This is a genomic window from Streptomyces sp. NPDC045778, from assembly GCF_056431945.1.
Genome location: NZ_JBWKJZ010000037.1, coordinates 41,756 through 58,950, shown reverse-complemented (window position 1 = coordinate 58,950; position 17,195 = coordinate 41,756). Strand labels below are relative to the sequence as shown.

Sequence of the window (17,195 nt, the reverse complement as noted above, 5' to 3'; positions counted from 1 at the left end):
GGCGGTCAGAGGACGTCCGACGGGTCGACCACCTCCGTGATGCCTCGCTCCGCGAGGTACCCCGCGTCCGCCGCCCGCTCGGCGAGGACCAGCGCGGGCCGCACCCCCTGCCCGGCCAGCCGGGCGAAAGCCTCGAAGACGTCCCCGCCGGGCCCGCACCGGGCCCGCCGCCCCGCGCCGGCGCCGACGTCCACCACCACGGCGGTGGTCCGCGCCGCGGGCACCTCCCAGCGCTCCTTGGCGAGCCGGGCGAGGGCGGCCCCGGCGGGCTTCACCCGGCCCTCGTTCGTCAGCAGACCCAGGCTGTACTCCAGCTCGGGGAAGTCCGCGAGGGAGCGCGACACGTCGTGGGAGCACCACCACGTCACGCCCCACACGTCCGCGCAGTCGAGCGCCGCGGCCACGGTCGTCTCGGTGAACGCCGCCGCGTCCGCCGCGGGGATGAGCGGGGCGGGCGCGCCGACCTCCTGGAGCCACACGGGCCGGCGCGGGTCCAGGGCCCAGGCCTTGGACAGCTCGATGAGGTACGCGGCGTGCTGCCCGGTCGCGACCCCGTCACGGCCGTGGCGCTGCGCGGTGCCGTTGAACACCCACGAGTGCACGGCCGTCACGGACCCGAGCCGCGCGGCCTGCGCCGGGGTGAAGGGCTGGTCGTCCTGGTACCAGGCGGCGTCGTACTCGGCGTGCAGGTGGAGGCGCCCGGGCGCTCCCTCCTCGCAGGCGGCGAGGACCTGCTCCAGCCAGGCCTCGGCCTGCTCCTGGGTGATCCGGTCGGGGTCGGGGTGCGGCCCGGCGGCGAACTGGTTGATCTCGTTGCCGATGGTCATGCCGATGAAGTGGGGCCGGTCGGCGAGCGCGGCGGCCAGGGTGCGCAGGTACTCCCGCTGGCCGGAGACCACGTCGGGGTCGGTGAAGAGGTTGCGCCGGTGCCAGGTCTGCGTCCACGCGGGCAGGAAGTCGAAGCTGGACAGATGGCCCTGGAGCCCGTCGACGTTGACGTCGAGCCCGCGCTCGCCGGCGGCGTCGGCCAGCGCGACGAGCTGCTCGACGGCGCGCGGCCGTATCAGGGTTCGGTTGGGCTGGAAGTACGGCCAGATCGGGAACACCCGGATGTGGTCGAGGCCGAGCGAGGCGATGGCGTCGAGGTCACGGCGTACGGCGTCCAGGTCGAAGTCGAGCCAGTGGTGGAACCACCCCTCGCTGGGGGTGTAGTTGGCGCCGAAGCGGGGCGGCGCGGCGGGGGCGGCGGCCGGTCCTGGCAGGTCGTCAGACGTCAAGGCGGTTCCTGGTTCTCAAGGAGGGGGGTGGGTGGGGCGGGACTCAGCCCTTGACGGCGCCCTCCCCGACCCCGCGGAAGAAGTACCGCTGGAGGCAGGCGAAGAGCACGATCAGCGGCAGCACGGCGATCACCGTGCCCGCGGCGACGAGGCGCTCGTCGTTGGCGAAGGTGCCGTGCAGGTAGTTGAGGCCGATGGTCAGGGTGAACTTGTCGGGGTCGCTCAGGACGATCAGGGGCCACAGGAAGTCGTCCCAGGCGCCCATGAAGGCGAAGATGGCGACGACGGCGAGGGTGCCCTTCACGGCGGGCAGCGCGATGCGGAAGAACCGCTGCCACACGTTCGCCCCGTCGACGAACGCGGCCTCCTCGATCTCGTACGGCACGTTGAGGAACGCGTTGCGCATCAGGAGCACGTTGAGCGCCGAGACGCAGCCGGGCAGCAGCACGCCGATGAGGGTGTTGTTGAGGCCGAGGTCCCGCATCGTCGTGAACTGGGCGATGATGATGCCCTCGACGGGCACCAGCATGGCCAGGATGAACACGAGGGTCGCCGCCTTGCGGCCGCGGTAGCGCAGGCGGGCGAGAGCGTACCCGGCGAGGGCCGCGCCCACGCAGTTGGTGACGACGTTCGCCGCGGCGACCTTCAGGGAGTTCAGCGCGTAGTCCCACACCGGGATGGTGTCGGCGACGCGTTCGTAGTTGTGCAGGGTCGGGTCGGACGGCAGGAACGTGGGCGGGGAGCTGAAGATGTTCTCGTGCGGGCCCTTGAGGGACGTCGACAACTGCCAGAGGAACGGGCCGATCATCAGGGCCAGGACGGCGAACAGCAGGACGTAGCGCAGGACGAGTTCCCATGCGCGCATGCGGCGCCCGTTCTCGTCCGTCGGCCGCCACTTCCGCGGCCGGGGGGCCGCGGCGCGCTCCGCGCGGTCGGCGCGGTCGGCGCGGTCCGCTTCGGCGGAGGGGGTCCTCATCGGTTCTCCTTCCGGTCCGCGCGCAGCACGAGCAGCATCAGCGCGACGGTGACGACGAAGATGACGACGGAGATCGCGGAGGCGTAGCCGACGCGGCCCGTCAGGCCGGTGCCGGTGCGCTGCACGAGCATCACGAGCGTGGTGTCCTCGCCCGCGGGCCCGCCGGTCGGCCCCGCCATCAGATACACCTCGGAGAAGACCTTGAACGCGGCCACGGAGGACAGCGCGGCGACCAGGACCATGGTGGAGCGCACGGCGGGCATGGTCACGCTGACGAAGCGGCGGACCGGTCCCGCGCCGTCGACGGCGGCGGCCTCGTGCAGTTCGCGCGGGACGTTCGCGAGCGCCGCCAGGTAAATGATCATGTAGTAGCCGAGGCCCTTCCAGACCGTGACGCCCATGGCGGAGAAGAGCAGCAGCCACTGGTCGCTGAGGAAGCCGACCTTGCCCGCGCCGACCGCCTCCAGGACGGCGTTGACCAGGCCCCGCTCGTCGAGCATCCACACCCAGATCAGGCCGACGACGACGATGGAGGCGACCACCGGCGTGTAGAAGGCGGACCGGAAGAACGTGATGCCGGGGATCTGCTTCTGTACGAGCATCGCGAGCAGCAGCGGCAGGATGACGAGCGCGGGTACGACCACGAGGACGTACAGGGTGCTGTTGCGCAGGCCGATCCAGAACATGTCGTCGTGCAGCAGCTCGCGGAAGTTGGCGAGGCCCACGTACTTGCCCTCGACCAACTGCCGTTTGTCGGTGAAGGCGTTGATCACCGTGCTGACGAACGGATAGAGGATGAACCAGCCGACGATCACGAGGCCGGGGGCGGCGAACAGCCAGGGGCTGGTCGGCAGCTGCCTCCGGACGCGGCGGCCGGCGCGTCCGGCGCGCGCGGCCTTCGCCGTCCTGGGCGCGTCCCCGGTGGGCAGCGCCGGGGACGCGGCGGGACTTGGAGTCTTCATGGCGGTCATGGCCGACGTTCCTGTAGGGGGTCAGCTCTGCTGGAGCAGGCGGTCACACTGCTTGACAGCGTTGTCAAGCGCTTCCTTAGGGCTGTCCTTGCCCTGGAGGGCCTTGGCGACGGAGTTGCGCAGGGCCACCTTCATCTGCTCGCTGAACAGCACGGGCGTGTAGTTCACCGCGGTCTTCAGGGACTTGGCGGCGGCGATGCGCACCCGCGTCTCGTCCGTGCCGTCCTCCTTGGTGAAGTACGGGTCGTCCAGGGAGCCCTTGGTGCTCGGGAAGATCGCGACCTTCTTGGCGAAGGACATCTGGCGCTGCGCGTCGGTGACGAAGTGCGCGAAGGCGACGGCGGCGGGCGTCTGCTTGGTGCGCTTGTTCACCATCACGCCCATCACGTACATGTTGTCCTTGCCGGTGGAGCTGATCTGCGGCGTGATGCCGATGTTCTTGTAGAGGGCGGGGGCGTCCTTCTTGAACTTCTCCAGGTCCAGGGCGCTGCCCGGGTTCATCGCGACGGCCTCGGTGAGGAACTTCTTGCCGGTCGACTCGGGCGTCGCGGTCAGGGCCTGGCCGTCCAGGGCCTTGGCGTCGTACAGCTTCTTGTACTGCGTGAGCAGCTCGACGCCCTTGGCGTCGTTGAAGGTGAAGGCGGTGCCTTCCTTGTTCATCAGCGGGACGCCGTAGCGGCCGAAGTCCTCGATGGTGGGGACGTTGGCGAGGGTGGCGATGTCACCGCCGCTCTTCTTCGAGATCTTCAGGGCTGCGGCGAAGAGCTGGTCGTACGTCTTCGGCGGCTTGGCCGCGTCCAGGCCCGCCTCCTCGAACAGCCGCTTGTTGTAGAACAGCGGCCCGGTGTTCAGGTACCACGGGAACGCGTACGTGCCCCGCACGCCGGGGACCTGATGGCTCTTCCAGGCGCCCGGCAGGTACTCCTTCTCGTACTTGCCCGCCGCCTGGTCGAGGTCGAGGGCGATGCCCGCCTTGGCCAGCGGCGCCACCAGGTCCGGCGAGACGTTCACGACGTCGGGCAGGGTGCCGCCCGCGGCGTCCGCGCTGATCTTGTCGGCGTAGCCCTCGCCGGGCTGGTCGACCCACTTGACCTCGGTGCCCGGGTACTTGTCCTCGAAGTCGTCGATCAGGCCCTCGAAGTACGACTTGAAGTTCGCCTTCAGGTTCCAGGTCTGGAAGGTGATCTTGCCCTCGACCTTGCCCGAGGCGTCGGTCGAGCCGCCGTCGTCGTTGCCGCCGCAGGCGCTCAGAACGAACGTCGAGAAGACGGCGGCGACGGCGGCGGCCGCGGGGATCGCCCTGCGGGGGCTGCGGGATATCCGGGAATGACGCACGTGAACGGCTCCTTTGCTCGGCCCGGCGTACGGCGGCACGGGCCACCGGCAGCGGTGGCGGACCCGCGTGGGATCACGGGGTCATGAATCACTCAATCGCTGAATCGCACCGAGGCAGACCCTGCATGGAGTTCCGGTGAAAAGTCAATGGATTGGTGCCGATTCGCCGCGTACGAGACCGAGCTGACTGGCTAACTCCCAGGTCAGAGCCGTTGGTTGAAAGCCTTGTCACCGACAGCTAATGCGCTTTAGGGTGTGCTAGCTCAAGCGCATTAGTACCTGCGCGGCCGGAGTGCATCGGGTACTCCGCACGCGGAAAGGGGCAACGGGTGCAAGGCAAGCGGTCACCGGCGCGCCGGCCGACCATGAAGGACATCGCCCGGCGCGCAGGCGTCTCCGAGAGCGCCGTCTCCTTCGCGCTCAACGACAGACCCGGGGTCTCCGAGGTCACCCGCGACCGGGTGCGCAGGGTCGCCGAGCAGCTGGGCTGGCGGCCCAGCACGGCGGCGCGCGCCCTGTCGGGCGAGGGCGCGGCCACGGTCGGCCTGGTGGTGGCCCGGCCCGCGGCCACGCTCGGCGTCGACTCGTTCTTCCTCCAGCTGATCTCGGGCATCCAGGAGGTCCTGGCCGAGCGTCAACTGGGGCTGCTCTTCCAGGTGGTGGAGGACGTCGACGCGGAGTGCGCGGCGTACCGGCGGTGGTGGGCCGAGCACCGGGTCGACGGCGTCCTCGTGGTGGACCCGCGCACCGACGACCCGCGGCCCGCGCTCCTGGAGGAGCTGGGGCTGCCCGCGGTGGTCACCGGCGGGGTGCCCGACCCCGGCCGGCCGCCGCGCACGGGCCTGTCCACCGTGTGGGCCGACGACGCGGGCGCCATGGCGTCCGTCGTCGGCCATCTGCACGCGCTCGGGCACCGCCGCATCGTGCACATCGCCGGGCTCCCAGGGCTCGCGCACACCGAGCGCCGCGTGCGCACGCTGCGCGCCGAGGCCGAGCGCCGGGGCCTGAGCGGGGTGCGGTCGGTCACCACCGACTACTCGGACGCGGAGGGTGCCGCCGTGACCCGCCGCGTGCTGCGCTCGGCGGCCCCGCCGACGGCGCTCGTCTACGACAACGACGTGATGGCCGTCGCCGGGGTGGCGGCCGCGGCATCCCTCGGCTTCGCCGTGCCCGCCGACGTGTCGGTGGTGGCCTGGGAGGACTCGGCCCTGTGCCGCATGGTGCACCCGTGGCTGACGGCCCTGTCCCGGGACACGGTCTCGTTCGGCCGGACGGCCGCGCGCGAACTCCTCGGCCTCCTCGACGACGGCCCCGCGGCGACGGTGCAGGTGCCGCTGCCGACGCTGATCGAGCGGGAGAGCACGGGCGCAGCGCACGCGGCGCGGTGAACCCCTCGCGCGCCCACGCGAGACGGCGGCGCGCCTCGCCGCCGCCCCAGCTCGGCCCTCAGGCGGAGCTTCCCGGCCGAGGCCCTCGGGGACGGTCCGGGACGTGACGCGCGGTCACGGGGTACCCCCTCGGGCCGCGGAACGCGGGCCGGGGTGCGGGGTGCGCCAGTCGCCGAACAGGCGGAAGGCCGCCCAGCTCGCCAGGTGGCCGCCGCCGGGGCGGTCGCGGGCCGCGAGCATGGCGGTGCGCAGCGCGGCACCGGGCGCCTCGCCCGCGGCGGTCAGGTCGTGGAAGTCGCCCATGAGGGCGGCCGTGGTGGCGTCCGGCACCCGCCACAGGCTCGTCACCAGGGACCGCACGCCCGCGTACAGCAGGGACCAGCTCAGGCCGAGGGTGTCGTCGGTGCGGCCGGTGCCGGTCTGGCAGGCGGACAGGACGGCGAGCCGGACGCCGTGCCAGTCCTGCCGCAGGATGTCACGGGCCGTCAGGACACCGTCGGCGAGGACGAGTCCGCAGGACAGCGGGTCCGCGGCGGCGGAGGAGGCGTGGCAGGCGGCGTGGAACACGCGCGCGCCGGGAAGGCCGCGCAGCACCCGCTCCCTGGTCGCCCGCCCACCGAGCAGCGGGGCGCAGCCGAGCCGTTCGCCGAGGGCCTCGGCCTCGCCGCGCGCGTGCGGCAGGTCACCGCCGGGGTCACCGAGGACGACGGCGGCGTAGGGGGTCTCCCCTGTTCGAGCGGGGCCGGGGGCTTGGGGAAGGGCGAGGGTGCGCAGGAGCGACACGGTCGGCAGATACGCGACAGTGTTGCGGTCGATCAGCGCCCCGGAGCCGTCGGCGCTCAGGGCGTGGAAGGGCACGTGGCGCAGCGCCCCGGTGGGGCAGATGACGACGGTGTCCTCGGGCCGTGTGAGCGCGGCCAGCGGCGCCACGAGCGGGTCGAGGACGCGGTGGAAGAGGCCAGCCCTCGCCTCGGCCATCTCACGGACGCGCCCGGCGCTGCCCAGGTTGTCCTCGATGAAGCGCAGCACCGCCACGCCGTCGGCGTCGACCGGGGTCACGCGCACGGGTTCTTCCTCGGTGTCGCCGCCCAGGGTGAACAGGGCGATCTCCCCGGTGTCGAGCACCGCGTACGAGGCCACCACCGCGTGCTGCCCGGCGAGTTGGCGGGAGACGGCGCCGGGGTCCATGGCGGTGGCGCGGCGGACCGCGACGTACTCCTCGGCGAGCGGGCCGTACCCGGCGAGCTGCCGCCAGAGGACGTCGAGGCGCGCGGTGAGGTCGTGGTGGCGCTCCCAGTCCGCGACGGGCGCCGCCGCGAGGGCCGCGCGCTCCCGGAGGAGGGCCGTCTCGTCGGCCAGCAGGGCGGGCGGCACACCGTCGGGCGCGCGGAGCTGGGCGGTGCTCATGGCGTCGAGCAGGGAGCGGGCGCGCAGGCGCTCGGAGGCGGTGAAGGCCGCGGCGACGTGGTGACGGGGGCTCTGGTCCGGGCGGTCCGCCGCCCGGTCCTCCCCCTCGCGCCGGGCCGCGCTCGCCGCGCACTGGAGGCGATAGCGGGTCAGCAGTTCGTACGCCTCGGCCCGGCCGTCCTGGAGGTGGGTGCGGCGCTCGGGGTCCGGCTCGGCCGCGCTCACCAGGTCGGCCAGCTCCACGCCGAGTTCGAGCACGTCGGTGGCCGTGCACCGCTCGCCGTACTCCCAGGCCGCGCGGGCCATGGGCAGGATCGCGGGCCAGGCGCGCCCGGCGGCCAGGACGCGGTGGCCGCGCGTCGCCGTGGGCTCGCCGCGGGGCGCCCAGAACAGCGGGTCGCCCCTGTGCCCCGGCACCCCCGACAGATGCAGGACCTGCTCGTACGCCAGCACGGCGTGGCCGAGGTCGGGCCGGCGGCGCAGCACGGCGGCGGTGGCGAGCCAGTCCTGGGCGAGCCGGTCGGCGTTGCCGGAGTCGTGCTGCCGGGCCTCGGCGAGGTGGTGCAGGGCCCTGCGCGGGAATCCCTGCTCGCCGAGGACGACGCCCAGGCAGTGGTGGACGGTGGCGAGGGCGACCGGCTCCGGGGAACGCGGCGCCTCCCGCTCGGCGAGCGGCAGGGCCTCGTGGAACCAGCTCAGGGCGCGCTCCCGCTCCCCCAGCTCGTGCCAGGCCATGGCGAGTTCGACGAGCGACACGACCCGGTCGTGGTCGCCGGCTGGGGCGTCGGCGGTGATCTCGTCGAGCCTGCGCTGGTACTCCTCCGCCGCGGCCGCGTCGCCGCGGCGGCGCGCCGCCCGGGCGAGGTCCCGGTACAGCGTTGCCCAGTGGTCGAGGCTGCCGCACTGCCCGTGGTCGAGCCACGGGTCGCGGCCGGTGCGCTCCCGCTCGTGCTCGTCGGTCACCAGCCAGCGCTCGGCCTGGCGCAGCAGGTCGTACGCCTCGCTGTAGCGCCCCATGGTGTCGAGGACGGCCGCGGCCTGCCCCAGGGCGTTCGCCAGCAGCCGCGCCCGGCCGGGCTCATCGGGGTCGCCGGTGGGCCACTGCCGGTCCAGGTGCTCCGCGATCTGTACGCCGCGCCGGGCGAGCAGCAGGGAGCGCTCGAAGTCGCCCGCCTCGGCCGCGCACTGGAAGACCGTCTTCCGCAGGGTGGCGAGGGCGCCCGCCCAGTGCTCCGCCCCTTCGGCGCGCAGCCAGGCGTCGAAGCGGGCGTCGTCGCCGGCCGCGGCGAGCAGTTCGCCGAGGACGGGCGCGTGGGGTTCCGCCTTCTGGGGCGGGGCCTTGGAGGCCTCGGCCGCCGCGGGTTCGGCCACCGCGCGGTCGGCCGCGGGCGCGTCGGGGGCCGGTGCCGGTGCCACGGTCCGGGGTGGCAGCGCTTCGAGGGACTGCCGGGCCCCGCCGCAGCCGGGGTCGAGGGCCAGCGCGCGTGCGTAGCAGCGGCGGGCCTCCTCCGCGCCGTCACGCGCGTCGCGGAAGGTGTCGCCGAGGAAGCGCCAGGCCAGCGGCGTCTCCTCGACGGCGAGCGACTCCTGGAAGCAGACCCGGGCGACGCCCGTCTCCCGGCGTACGAAGTGCACGTCGCCGAGCATCAGCAGGGCGAGCGAGCTGTCCGGGTCGGCGTCCAGGGCGCGTTGGTAGTACGTCGCGGCGTCCGCGTACTCACCGCGGTGGAAGTGGTGTTCGCCGCGGCCGATCAGCTCGGATGCCTCCTGCTGGGCGCGGGTCACCGGGGGGACGCCGAGCGGCTTCGCGGCCTCGGCCGCCGTGCCCGGCTCGTCCTCGGCGAGGCGCTGCGACGGGTCCGTGCCGTCCTTGAGCCGCGGGTACACGGGCGGCCGTGCGGCGGAGGCGGGGGCGTTGCCTGTCGTGGGCAGGGCGTCGGTGAGGCGGCGGCCACCGGTGACGCGGGCCAGCTCCTCGTCCCACTCCTGTGCCTCGGGGCGCAGCCGGGTGGCGAGGAGCAGCACGATCAGCTCGACGAAGGGCTCGTCGTCGGGTACCGGCGGGTCCGAGATCCGCGAGCGCAGCAGCGCGACGGCCTCGTCCAGGCGGTCGGCCTCCGCGTACGCGTGGGCGAGCGACGTGACCGCCCGCGGGTCCGCGGGGGTGTCGGCCACGAGCGACGCCAGGGCGCGGATCTCTCGGTCCGTCGCGCCCTGGGTCCGCAGGCGGTGGGCGAGCGTCCGGCGGAACCGCGGGGCTTCCGGGCTGTCCGCGAGCACCCGGTCGCCGAGCACCGCCCACTCCAGGAGCGCCTCTCCCCCGCCGCTGTCCCCATCCGCGCCCCCGCCCTCGCTCTCGTGCCGCCCGCGGAGGAGCACGTCCGTCCAGGCGATCCACAGCTCGGCCTCGGCGCCAGGACCCCACTGGTCCAGCCAGCGCTTCACGGCCGCTTCCCTGCTGCCCTCCTCGGGGTCGCCGTCCTCGGCGACCGTCGCCACCACGGCGTACGCCGCGCGGCGTACCTCCAGCGCCCGGCGGAGCCCGGTGAGTTCGTGGCCGCACATCTCCTCCAGCGGGCCGAGCATGTCCTGGGCGGATTCCGGCAGTTCGGCGAGGGAGGCGAGGTCGGTCTCCTCGTCGGCGAGGGCGGCTCCGACGGTGCCGAGCGCGAAGGCGACGCCGTCGACCCGGGCGGCGGCCGGGTGCGCGGCGAGCGAGAAGTGGCGGTGTGCCTCGCGCCGGTGCCCGAGCGCGTCGGCGGCGATGCCGCGCAGCAGATGCGTCTGCGCGGCCAGCATCCGCGCGACGCGCCGGGCGTCGCTCCGGCGGGGGGCGCGGCCGACCGCGAGCGCGGCGACGACCGCTTCGAGGACGTCGGCGAGCAGCTCGGCCTCCTCGCGCACCCGCCAGGGGTCGTCGCAGGCCGCCCCGAAGGCGAAGAGGTCCACGAGCAGGCTGGTCGTCGCGTCGGCCGAGCGCTCCGCCACCTCGTCGCGGCGGGCCGCGGGCGGCAGCGCCGCGAGGGCTCGCAGCCGCTCCTCGGCAGCCGCCCGGCCGGCCGCCACATACGTCTGCCGCGCCTCCCCTGCTTCTTCCGTCTCCCCCGTCTCCCCCGTCTCCTCCGTATCCCCCGTCCCTCGCGTCCCCGGAACCTCCGGTGGCTGCGGTCCGAACCGGTCGCGCATCGACCTGGCCCACGTCACCAGCATGGTCAGCCCCAGCACCGCGTCCCCCTCACGCCGTCCGTCACCTCACCCCGGAGGAAACGCGGTGCGCGGCGTCGCGGTTCCTCCGCGTCACGTCAACGTTCCGCCGCTGATTCGGTGTTGACCAGCGGGAACCGCTCGGCGGGGGCCTCCGCTCCGGCGTCCGGTTCCGTGCGGCGCGCCCACAGCGCGGCGCCCGCGAGCAGGACGGCGGCGCCCAGCAGCCAGCGCGCGGGCCCGGCCGGGAGGAAGCCGGCGATCAACCCCGTGACGGCGCCGACCAGTTGCAGCGCGAGGGACTGGACGGACAGGGCGGTGGCCCGGCCCTCGCTGGGCACGCGGCGGTGCAGGAGGTCGTTCTGACTGGGGTTCGCCGCGCCGAGGCCCAGGTACACGAGCGCGTAGCCGCCGACCGCGAGCAGCACCGGGGCCGGGCCCGTGGCGGTCGCCGTGGCCGCGAGCAGCAGCAGCCCGCCCCCGGCGGCGCCGAGGCAGAGCAGGACGGCGCGCTCCCCGCCGCCGGCGATGCGGGCGACGGTCGCGGCGAGCTGACTGCCGAGGGCCGAGCACAGGAACCCGGCGCAGGCGAGGCCCGCGAACACCACGGCGCCCGACTCCGCCGCGCCGGTGAGGTCGGCGGCGCGGCCCGGCGTGAGGAGTTCGACGGTGACCAGGGCGCTGCCCGCCGCGCCCGCGCTGAGCACGACCCTGCGCACCAGGGCGTCGCTGCCGCCCAGGCGGATCCCGGCGGCGATGGTGCCCGGGACGCCACGCAGCACGCCTCGCAGGGTGGCCCGGGGGCGGGGCGGCTCGGGCAGCGCGGTCAGTACGTACACGATGAAGACGAGCGCCACGGCCACGCCGAGGAGCGCGGGCACGGACAGCGGCAGGACGAGCCCCGACGTGGCCTCCTCCAGGCGGCCGCCGAGGTCGGGGCCGAGCCCGAGGAGCCAGGGCAGCGCGCCGCCGACGAGCGTGCCGGCCGCCAGGGCGACGGAGGTCGCGGTGGCGCCGCGCGCGAGGCCGGTGCGCAGCTCGGCGTCGGGCCCCGCGCTCGCCTGCACGGTGTCGACGTACCAGGCCTCGGCGGGGCCGCTGGACAGGGCCCGGCCCGCCCCCTTGAGGGCCATGCCGAGGGCGAGCACCCAGGCGGAGGTGCCGAGGGCGTGCAGGGTGAGCGCCACCACGTCGAGCACGCCCGCGGCGGCGAGCACGGCCTTGCGGCCGATGACGTCCGCGAGCCCGCCGGTGGGCAGTTCGAGCAGCGAGGCGGTCAGGGAGTGCGCGGCGACGCATCCCGCGACCGCCGCGAGGGCGAGGCCCCGCTCGGTCATCAGCGGCACCATCGGGGCGATGGCGAGGCCGAGCGGCAGCCAGAACAGGCCGCAGGCGAGCACGTATCTGCGCCGGGCGGCGTGCGGGGCGAGGGGCTGCCGGGCCGTCACGCCACGCCCCAGGTGACGTTCCGGTGCGGACCGGCGGCGGCCTCGGGCTCACCGGAGGTACGTGGTGCGCCGGGGGCGTCAGGGCCGTGCGCTCCGAGGGTGTCCGCATCGCTGTCCGCGCCACCGGAACCGGCACCCTGCCCGCACTCGCCGGGCTCACCGGCCTCCCTCGCCGCGTACGCCGTCACCGGCAGGGTCGCGGCGAAGACCACGACCTGCTCCGCGCGGGGGTCCTCGGCGTCCCGCGCGGTCAGCTCGGCCAGCTTCGCCTCGAAGGTCTGCCACAGCTCGGCGAGGGAGCCGGCGGTCAGGCGGGGCATGAGGTCGGTGATCCCGGCGTGCTCGCGCCACTCGGGCCCGAAGCGGCCGGCGTCCAGGTCCCGCTCGTGCCGGGCCAGGGACCGGTTCAGATGGTCGATCTGGCGCCGGGCCATGCTGCTGCGGAAGGCGCGTCCCTCCGGCGAGGCGTCCATGTCCACGTTGTTCCAGCTGGTGACCGCGTGGACCGGGCGCCAGCGCCGCTCGCGCCCGTCGCGGTGCTCGGCCTCCGCCACGAACGCGTACTTCGCCAGGACCCGCAGGTGATAGCTGGTGGAGGCGGACGACTCGCCGGTCTTGGCCGCCAGCTCGCTCGCGGTGGCGGGGCCGTCCGCGCGCAGCAGGCCGAGCAGCCTGATGCGCAGGGGGTGGGAGAGGGCCTTGAGGGCGGCGGCGTCCCGCTCGGGGTCGAGGACCCGGTGTTCGTCAGCCATACGGGGAGCCTAGATCGCCCTCCGTACTTTCCAAAATAGTTTTTGCAGAATTTCCTTGGGAGGATCTTGCGAGGCCCGCCCCGGGGCCCTGGGGCCCGGGGCGGGCGGAGAAGGCCGGCATACGCCACGCACCCCGCGCCATGGAGATCGGCGCGGGGTGCGTGCGACGTGCGGGCGGATACCGTCAGTCGATACCCGGCAGGATGTGCGGCTCGGCGAGGTCGTCCTCGTAGCCGGCGAGACGGATCGGGGCCGCCTTGGCCCAGGCCTCCAGATTGCGGAGCTGCTTCGGGCGGACCGCCCGCTCACCGCCGGCTTCGACCGGCCGCGTGTCCTGCTTGGTCAGATCTGGTGTCACCGCGCACTCCTCTGTGTCGCGTAACGGACAAACGATGCCTCATTGCTTTCGCTGGCTTCGCGGTCGCGGTGGCGCCGGATGCGGGCGGGATCGCGGCCGTGGTGGCGAGCCTGTCCCTGGACGGCCGGGAGGCGGTGGTGGATGCCTTCCAGCCGTCCGTTCGCACCAGATTAACCAAATGAGCGGGCTTCTGCTCGATAGCGCTGGGCCTAAGGGGTGACTTCCGGACATCCGCCCGCGCGGAGACGCCCCGTCACCCGGAAGAGGCGCGTGCCACCCTTGACCACCAGGCGGGCGCGCGGCGCGTCACCACTTGCCGGGCGCGTAGTCCTTCAGGAAGACGCCGTACACGTCGTCGCCGGCCTCGCCGCGCACGACCGGGTCGTAGACGCGGGCCGCGCCGTCGACCAGGTCGAGCGGGGCGTGGAAGCCCTCCTCGGCCAGGCGCAGCTTGTCGTAGTGGGGGCGCTCGTCGGTGATCCAGCCGGTGTCGACGGAGGTCATGAGGATGCCGTCGGTCTGGAACATCTCCTGGGCGCTGGTCCGCGTCACCATGTTCATGGCGGCCTTGGCGGCGTTGGTGTTGGGGTGGCCCGCGCCCTTGTAGCCGCGGCCGAACACGCCCTCCATCGCGGAGACGTTGACGACGTACGCCCGCTTGCTCGGGGCCTTGCGCGCGGCCTCGGCCATCACCGCGCGCAGCTTGCTGATGAGGATGAAGGGCGCCGTGTAGTTGCACAGCTGCGTCTCGAGCAGCTCCACGGGGGAGATCTGCTCGATGGACTGCACCCAGGTGTTGCTGTCCACGACGTCCGGCACCAGGCCGCCCGCGTCGATGGCGCTGCCGTCGCGGTGCCGCTCGACGCTCGCGTTGCCCGCGACCAGGGCGAGGTCGGCGACCTTCTGCGCGTCGAGACCGGTGACGCCGACGGGCAGCGCGGCCAGGCCGTCCACCGCGCCGGAGTTGAACGCGCCGATCACGTGGTGGGCGGGCAGCTCACCGGCGGGCAGCGGGGCGCTCTCGCCCTCGACGAGCGCGGCGTAGGCGGAGGGCAGCCGGCGCACGGTCTGCGTGGCGTTGTTGATCAGGATGTCCAGCGGGCCGCGCTCGGCGACCTGCTCGGCCAGGGCCACGGCCTGGGCCGGGTCGCGCAGGTCGATGCCGACGACTTCGAGGCGGTCGATCCAGTCCGCCGAGTCCTCCATGGCCTTGAACCGGCGGATGGCGTCCTTCGGGAACCGCGTGGTGATCGTGGTGTGGGCACCGTCACGCAGCAGCCGCAGCGCGATGTACATGCCGATCTTGGCGCGGCCGCCGGTGAGCAGCGCGCTCTTGCCCGTGAGGTCGGCGCCGGCGTCGCGCTTGGCGCGGTTCAGGGTGGCGCACTCGGGACAGAGCTGGTGGTAGAAGTAGTCGACTTCCACGTACCGCGCCTTGCACGTGTAGCAGGAGCGGGGGCGCTGGAGTATCCCCGCGAGCTTGCCCGCCTCGGTGACGGACGAGGGCAGGATGCCCTCGGTCTCGTCGTCGATGCGCTGCGCGGAGCCCGTGGCGGTGGCTTCGGTGACGGCCTTGTCGTGGGCGGTCTTCGCGGCCCGGCGCTCCTGGCGGCGGCGCTGCTTCACCGTGCGGTAGATCCCGGCCGTGGCGCGGCGCACGGTGATCGCGTCGGGGTGGTCGACCTCCAGCTTGTCGAGTTCGTCGAGCACGCTGAGGCAGACCGCGAGGCGCTCGGGGTCGATGCCCGGACCGTACGCGTCGGCCCCGGCGACGGCGCCGGTGCCTTCCTGCTGGCTCTCGTCTGTGACCGTCATCGCCGCTGTCGTTCCTCATCGCGCTCGTGCCGCGGTTCGCCTGGGATCGACCGCGGATACTCCAAAAGCGGAACTTTACGTAGCGCGGGGGCCTGGTATCAAACTCGTTCGGTCGTCACAGGCGGCCACCAGCCCGGTCAGCTCCGCGCGAGCAGACCGCGAGCCGCTCCAGGCCCTCCGCCGCGGCAGCGCGCCCGCCGCCGCGTGGAGATCCCGTACGGGCGGCGAGCCGCGCGTGGTCCAGCGGGTCGAAACCGGGCGCGGGGTGCCGCGCGGCGCCGCCGAGGGGCAGCAGCACCCGCCGGATGGGCAGGCGCAGGCCCGCCGCGGCGGCGGCGCGCGGCACGCAGGCTCGCCTCAGGGGTCACACAGCCGGCCGCCCAGGGCTCACACCGTCCTGGCGAGGCGGTCCGCGAGCAGCTTGGCGAAGCGCGCCGGGTCCGCCAGGTCGCCCCCTTCCGCGAGCAGGGCGGTGCCGTAGAGCAGCTCGGCCGTCTCGGTCAGCTCCGGGGCGTCGGCGCGCTGCTCGTGCGCGGCCTTGAGGCCGGCGACCAGCGGGTGCTCGGGGTTCAGCTCCAGGATGCGCTGGACCGCGGGGACCTCCTGACCCATCGCCTTGTACATCCTCTCCAGCGCCGGGGTGAGCCCCTCGGCGTCACTGACGAGGCACGCGGGCGAACTGGTGAGGCGGGTCGTCAGGCGGACGTCCTTCACGTCGTCGAGGGTCTCCTTGAGCCAGCCGAGCAGCGGCGCGTAGGCCCCGGACTCCTCCTCCGACAGCTCCTCGTCGGCGGGCAGGTCGACCGCGCCCCGCGCGATGGACTGGAACTCCTTGCCGTCGTACTCCCGCACCGACTCGACCCAGATCTCGTCCACCGGGTCGGTGAGCAGCAGGACCTCGTACTCCTTGGCCCGGAAGGCCTCCAGGTGCGGGGAGTTCTCGACCTGCGCGCGGCTCTCGCCGGTCATGAAGTAGACCTTGTCCTGGCCGTCCTTCATCCGGGCGACGTAGTCGGCCAGGGTGGTGGGCTCGTCGCCCGCGGTGGAGGCGAAGGACGCGATGTCGAGGATCGCCTTGTGGTCCTCGGACCGGTCGAGCAGGCCCTCCTTGACCGCGGGGCCGAACTCGCGCCAGAACGTGCGGTATTTCTCCGCGTCGTTCTTCATGAGGTCCTTGACGGTGGAGAGGACCTTCTTCGCGAGGCGGCGGCGGATCAGCTGGATGTGCCGGTCCTGCTGGAGGATCTCGCGGGAGATGTTCAGGGACAGGTCGGCCGCGTCCACGACGCCCTTGACGAAGCGCAGGTGGTCGGGCAGCAGCTCGCGGGTGTCGTCCATGATGAACACGCGCTTGACGTACAGCTGGACGCCGTGACGGGCGTCGCGCTGGAAGAGGTCGTGCGGGGCGCGCGAGGGGATGAAGAGCAGCGCCTCGTACTCGAAGGTGCCCTCCGCCCTCATCTGGATGACGTCGAGCGGGTCCGTCCAGTCGTGGCTGATGTGCCGGTAGAACTCCCGGTACTCCCCGTCCTTGACCTCGGACCGCGGCCGCGCCCAGAGCGCCTTCATCGAGTTGAGGGTCTCGTCGCCCATGCGGATGGGGAACGAGATGAAGTCCGAGTACCGCTTGACGATCTCCCGGATCTTCCGGTCGTCGGCGTAGTCGTACAGCGCGTCCTCTTCGTCCGCGGGGCGCAGGTGCACGGTCACCGAGGTGCCTTCCGGCGCGTCCTCGACGGTCTCGATGGTGTACGTGCCGCCGCCGTCCGACTCCCAGCGGACGCCGTCCTCCGTGCCGGCCTTGCGGGTGAGCAGGCTGACCTTGTCGGCGACCATGAACACGGAGTAGAAGCCGACGCCGAACTGGCCGATCAGCTCGACCGACTCGGCGCCCTCCGCGTTCTCCTTGTTCCCCTTGTTCTCCTTCTTCTCCTTGAGGCGGCGCAGAGTCTCGGCCGTGCCGGACCGGGCGATGGTGCCGATGAGCCCCACCACGTCCTCGCGCGACATGCCGATGCCGTTGTCGCGCACGGTCAGGGTGCGGGCCTCGCTGTCCGCCTCGACGGCGATGTGCAGGTCGTCGGCCCGCAGGGCCTCGTCGGTGAGGCCGGCCAGGCGCCGTTTGTCCAGGGCGTCGGAGGCGTTGGAGATGAGTTCGCGCAGGAAGATGTCCTTGTTCGAGTAGATCGAGTGGACCATCAACTGCAGGAGCTGCCGCGCTTCAGCCTGAAACTCCAGCGTCTCGGTGCTCATTACGTCCCTTA

General features: G+C 73.3%; 12 protein-coding genes. 1 reads left to right on the top strand and 11 read right to left on the bottom strand.

The features are described 5' to 3' along the window. Positions 1 to 5: 5 nt before the first annotated feature. The 4 genes from AC07GB_RS33895 to AC07GB_RS33880 are packed head-to-tail and all read right to left on the bottom strand — an operon-like array spanning position 6 to position 4,559. Complete coding sequence (locus tag AC07GB_RS33895; protein ID WP_478852292.1) at positions 6 to 1,277, bottom strand: glycoside hydrolase 5 family protein; 1,272 nt, start codon at positions 1,275 to 1,277, stop codon at positions 6 to 8. 43 nt (positions 1,278 to 1,320) lie between these two features. Continuing rightward, a complete protein-coding gene (locus AC07GB_RS33890) occupies positions 1,321 to 2,253 on the bottom strand; it encodes a carbohydrate ABC transporter permease (protein WP_478852290.1) in 933 nt (310 codons plus the stop codon). Further along, on the bottom strand, positions 2,250 to 3,224 hold the full coding sequence (locus AC07GB_RS33885; protein WP_478852286.1) for a carbohydrate ABC transporter permease: 975 nt from the start codon (positions 3,222 to 3,224) through the stop codon (positions 2,250 to 2,252). The genes AC07GB_RS33890 and AC07GB_RS33885 overlap by 4 nt, the downstream gene beginning before the upstream one ends. Before the next feature lie 21 nt (positions 3,225 to 3,245). After that, positions 3,246 to 4,559: an extracellular solute-binding protein gene (locus AC07GB_RS33880; RefSeq protein ID WP_478852284.1), complete on the bottom strand. Its 1,314-nt coding sequence runs from the start codon at positions 4,557 to 4,559 to the stop codon at positions 3,246 to 3,248. A 329-nt stretch (positions 4,560 to 4,888) separates the two neighbouring features. Here AC07GB_RS33880 and AC07GB_RS33875 point away from each other — a divergent pair, with 329 nt between their 5' ends. Then, positions 4,889 to 5,947 (top strand): LacI family DNA-binding transcriptional regulator, encoded by a 1,059-nt coding sequence (locus tag AC07GB_RS33875; protein ID WP_478852282.1) that lies wholly within the window; start codon positions 4,889 to 4,891, stop codon positions 5,945 to 5,947. A gap of 114 nt (positions 5,948 to 6,061) precedes the next feature. Here AC07GB_RS33875 and AC07GB_RS33870 read toward each other — a convergent pair whose 3' ends face one another. From AC07GB_RS33870 to htpG, 7 genes are all read right to left on the bottom strand, one after another. After that, a complete protein-coding gene (locus AC07GB_RS33870; RefSeq protein WP_478852280.1) occupies positions 6,062 to 10,579 on the bottom strand; it encodes a CHAT domain-containing protein in 4,518 nt (1,505 codons plus the stop codon). Between the two features lie 77 nt (positions 10,580 to 10,656). Continuing rightward, the gene (locus tag AC07GB_RS33865; protein WP_478852278.1) at positions 10,657 to 12,006 is read right to left on the bottom strand and encodes an MFS transporter; all 1,350 of its coding nucleotides are present in this window, start codon (positions 12,004 to 12,006) and stop codon (positions 10,657 to 10,659) included. Then, the gene (locus tag AC07GB_RS33860) at positions 12,003 to 12,758 is read right to left on the bottom strand and encodes an ArsR/SmtB family transcription factor (RefSeq protein WP_478852276.1); all 756 of its coding nucleotides are present in this window, start codon (positions 12,756 to 12,758) and stop codon (positions 12,003 to 12,005) included. Before AC07GB_RS33860 ends, AC07GB_RS33865 begins: the two co-directional genes overlap by 4 nt. Positions 12,759 to 12,942: 184 nt before the next feature. Then, complete coding sequence (locus AC07GB_RS33855) at positions 12,943 to 13,116, bottom strand: hypothetical protein (protein ID WP_478852274.1); 174 nt, start codon at positions 13,114 to 13,116, stop codon at positions 12,943 to 12,945. Positions 13,117 to 13,422: 306 nt separating this feature from the next. After that, positions 13,423 to 14,931: an SDR family NAD(P)-dependent oxidoreductase gene (locus AC07GB_RS33850; RefSeq protein ID WP_478852272.1), complete on the bottom strand. Its 1,509-nt coding sequence runs from the start codon at positions 14,929 to 14,931 to the stop codon at positions 13,423 to 13,425. Between the two features lie 115 nt (positions 14,932 to 15,046). After that, positions 15,047 to 15,277 carry a hypothetical protein gene (locus AC07GB_RS33845; protein WP_478852270.1) on the bottom strand — a complete coding sequence of 77 codons (231 nt, stop codon included), beginning with the start codon at positions 15,275 to 15,277 and terminating at the stop codon, positions 15,047 to 15,049. Between the two features lie 41 nt (positions 15,278 to 15,318). After that, a complete protein-coding gene (htpG, locus tag AC07GB_RS33840) occupies positions 15,319 to 17,184 on the bottom strand; it encodes a molecular chaperone HtpG (protein ID WP_478852268.1) in 1,866 nt (621 codons plus the stop codon). Between the last annotated feature and the right edge of the window lie 11 nt (positions 17,185 to 17,195).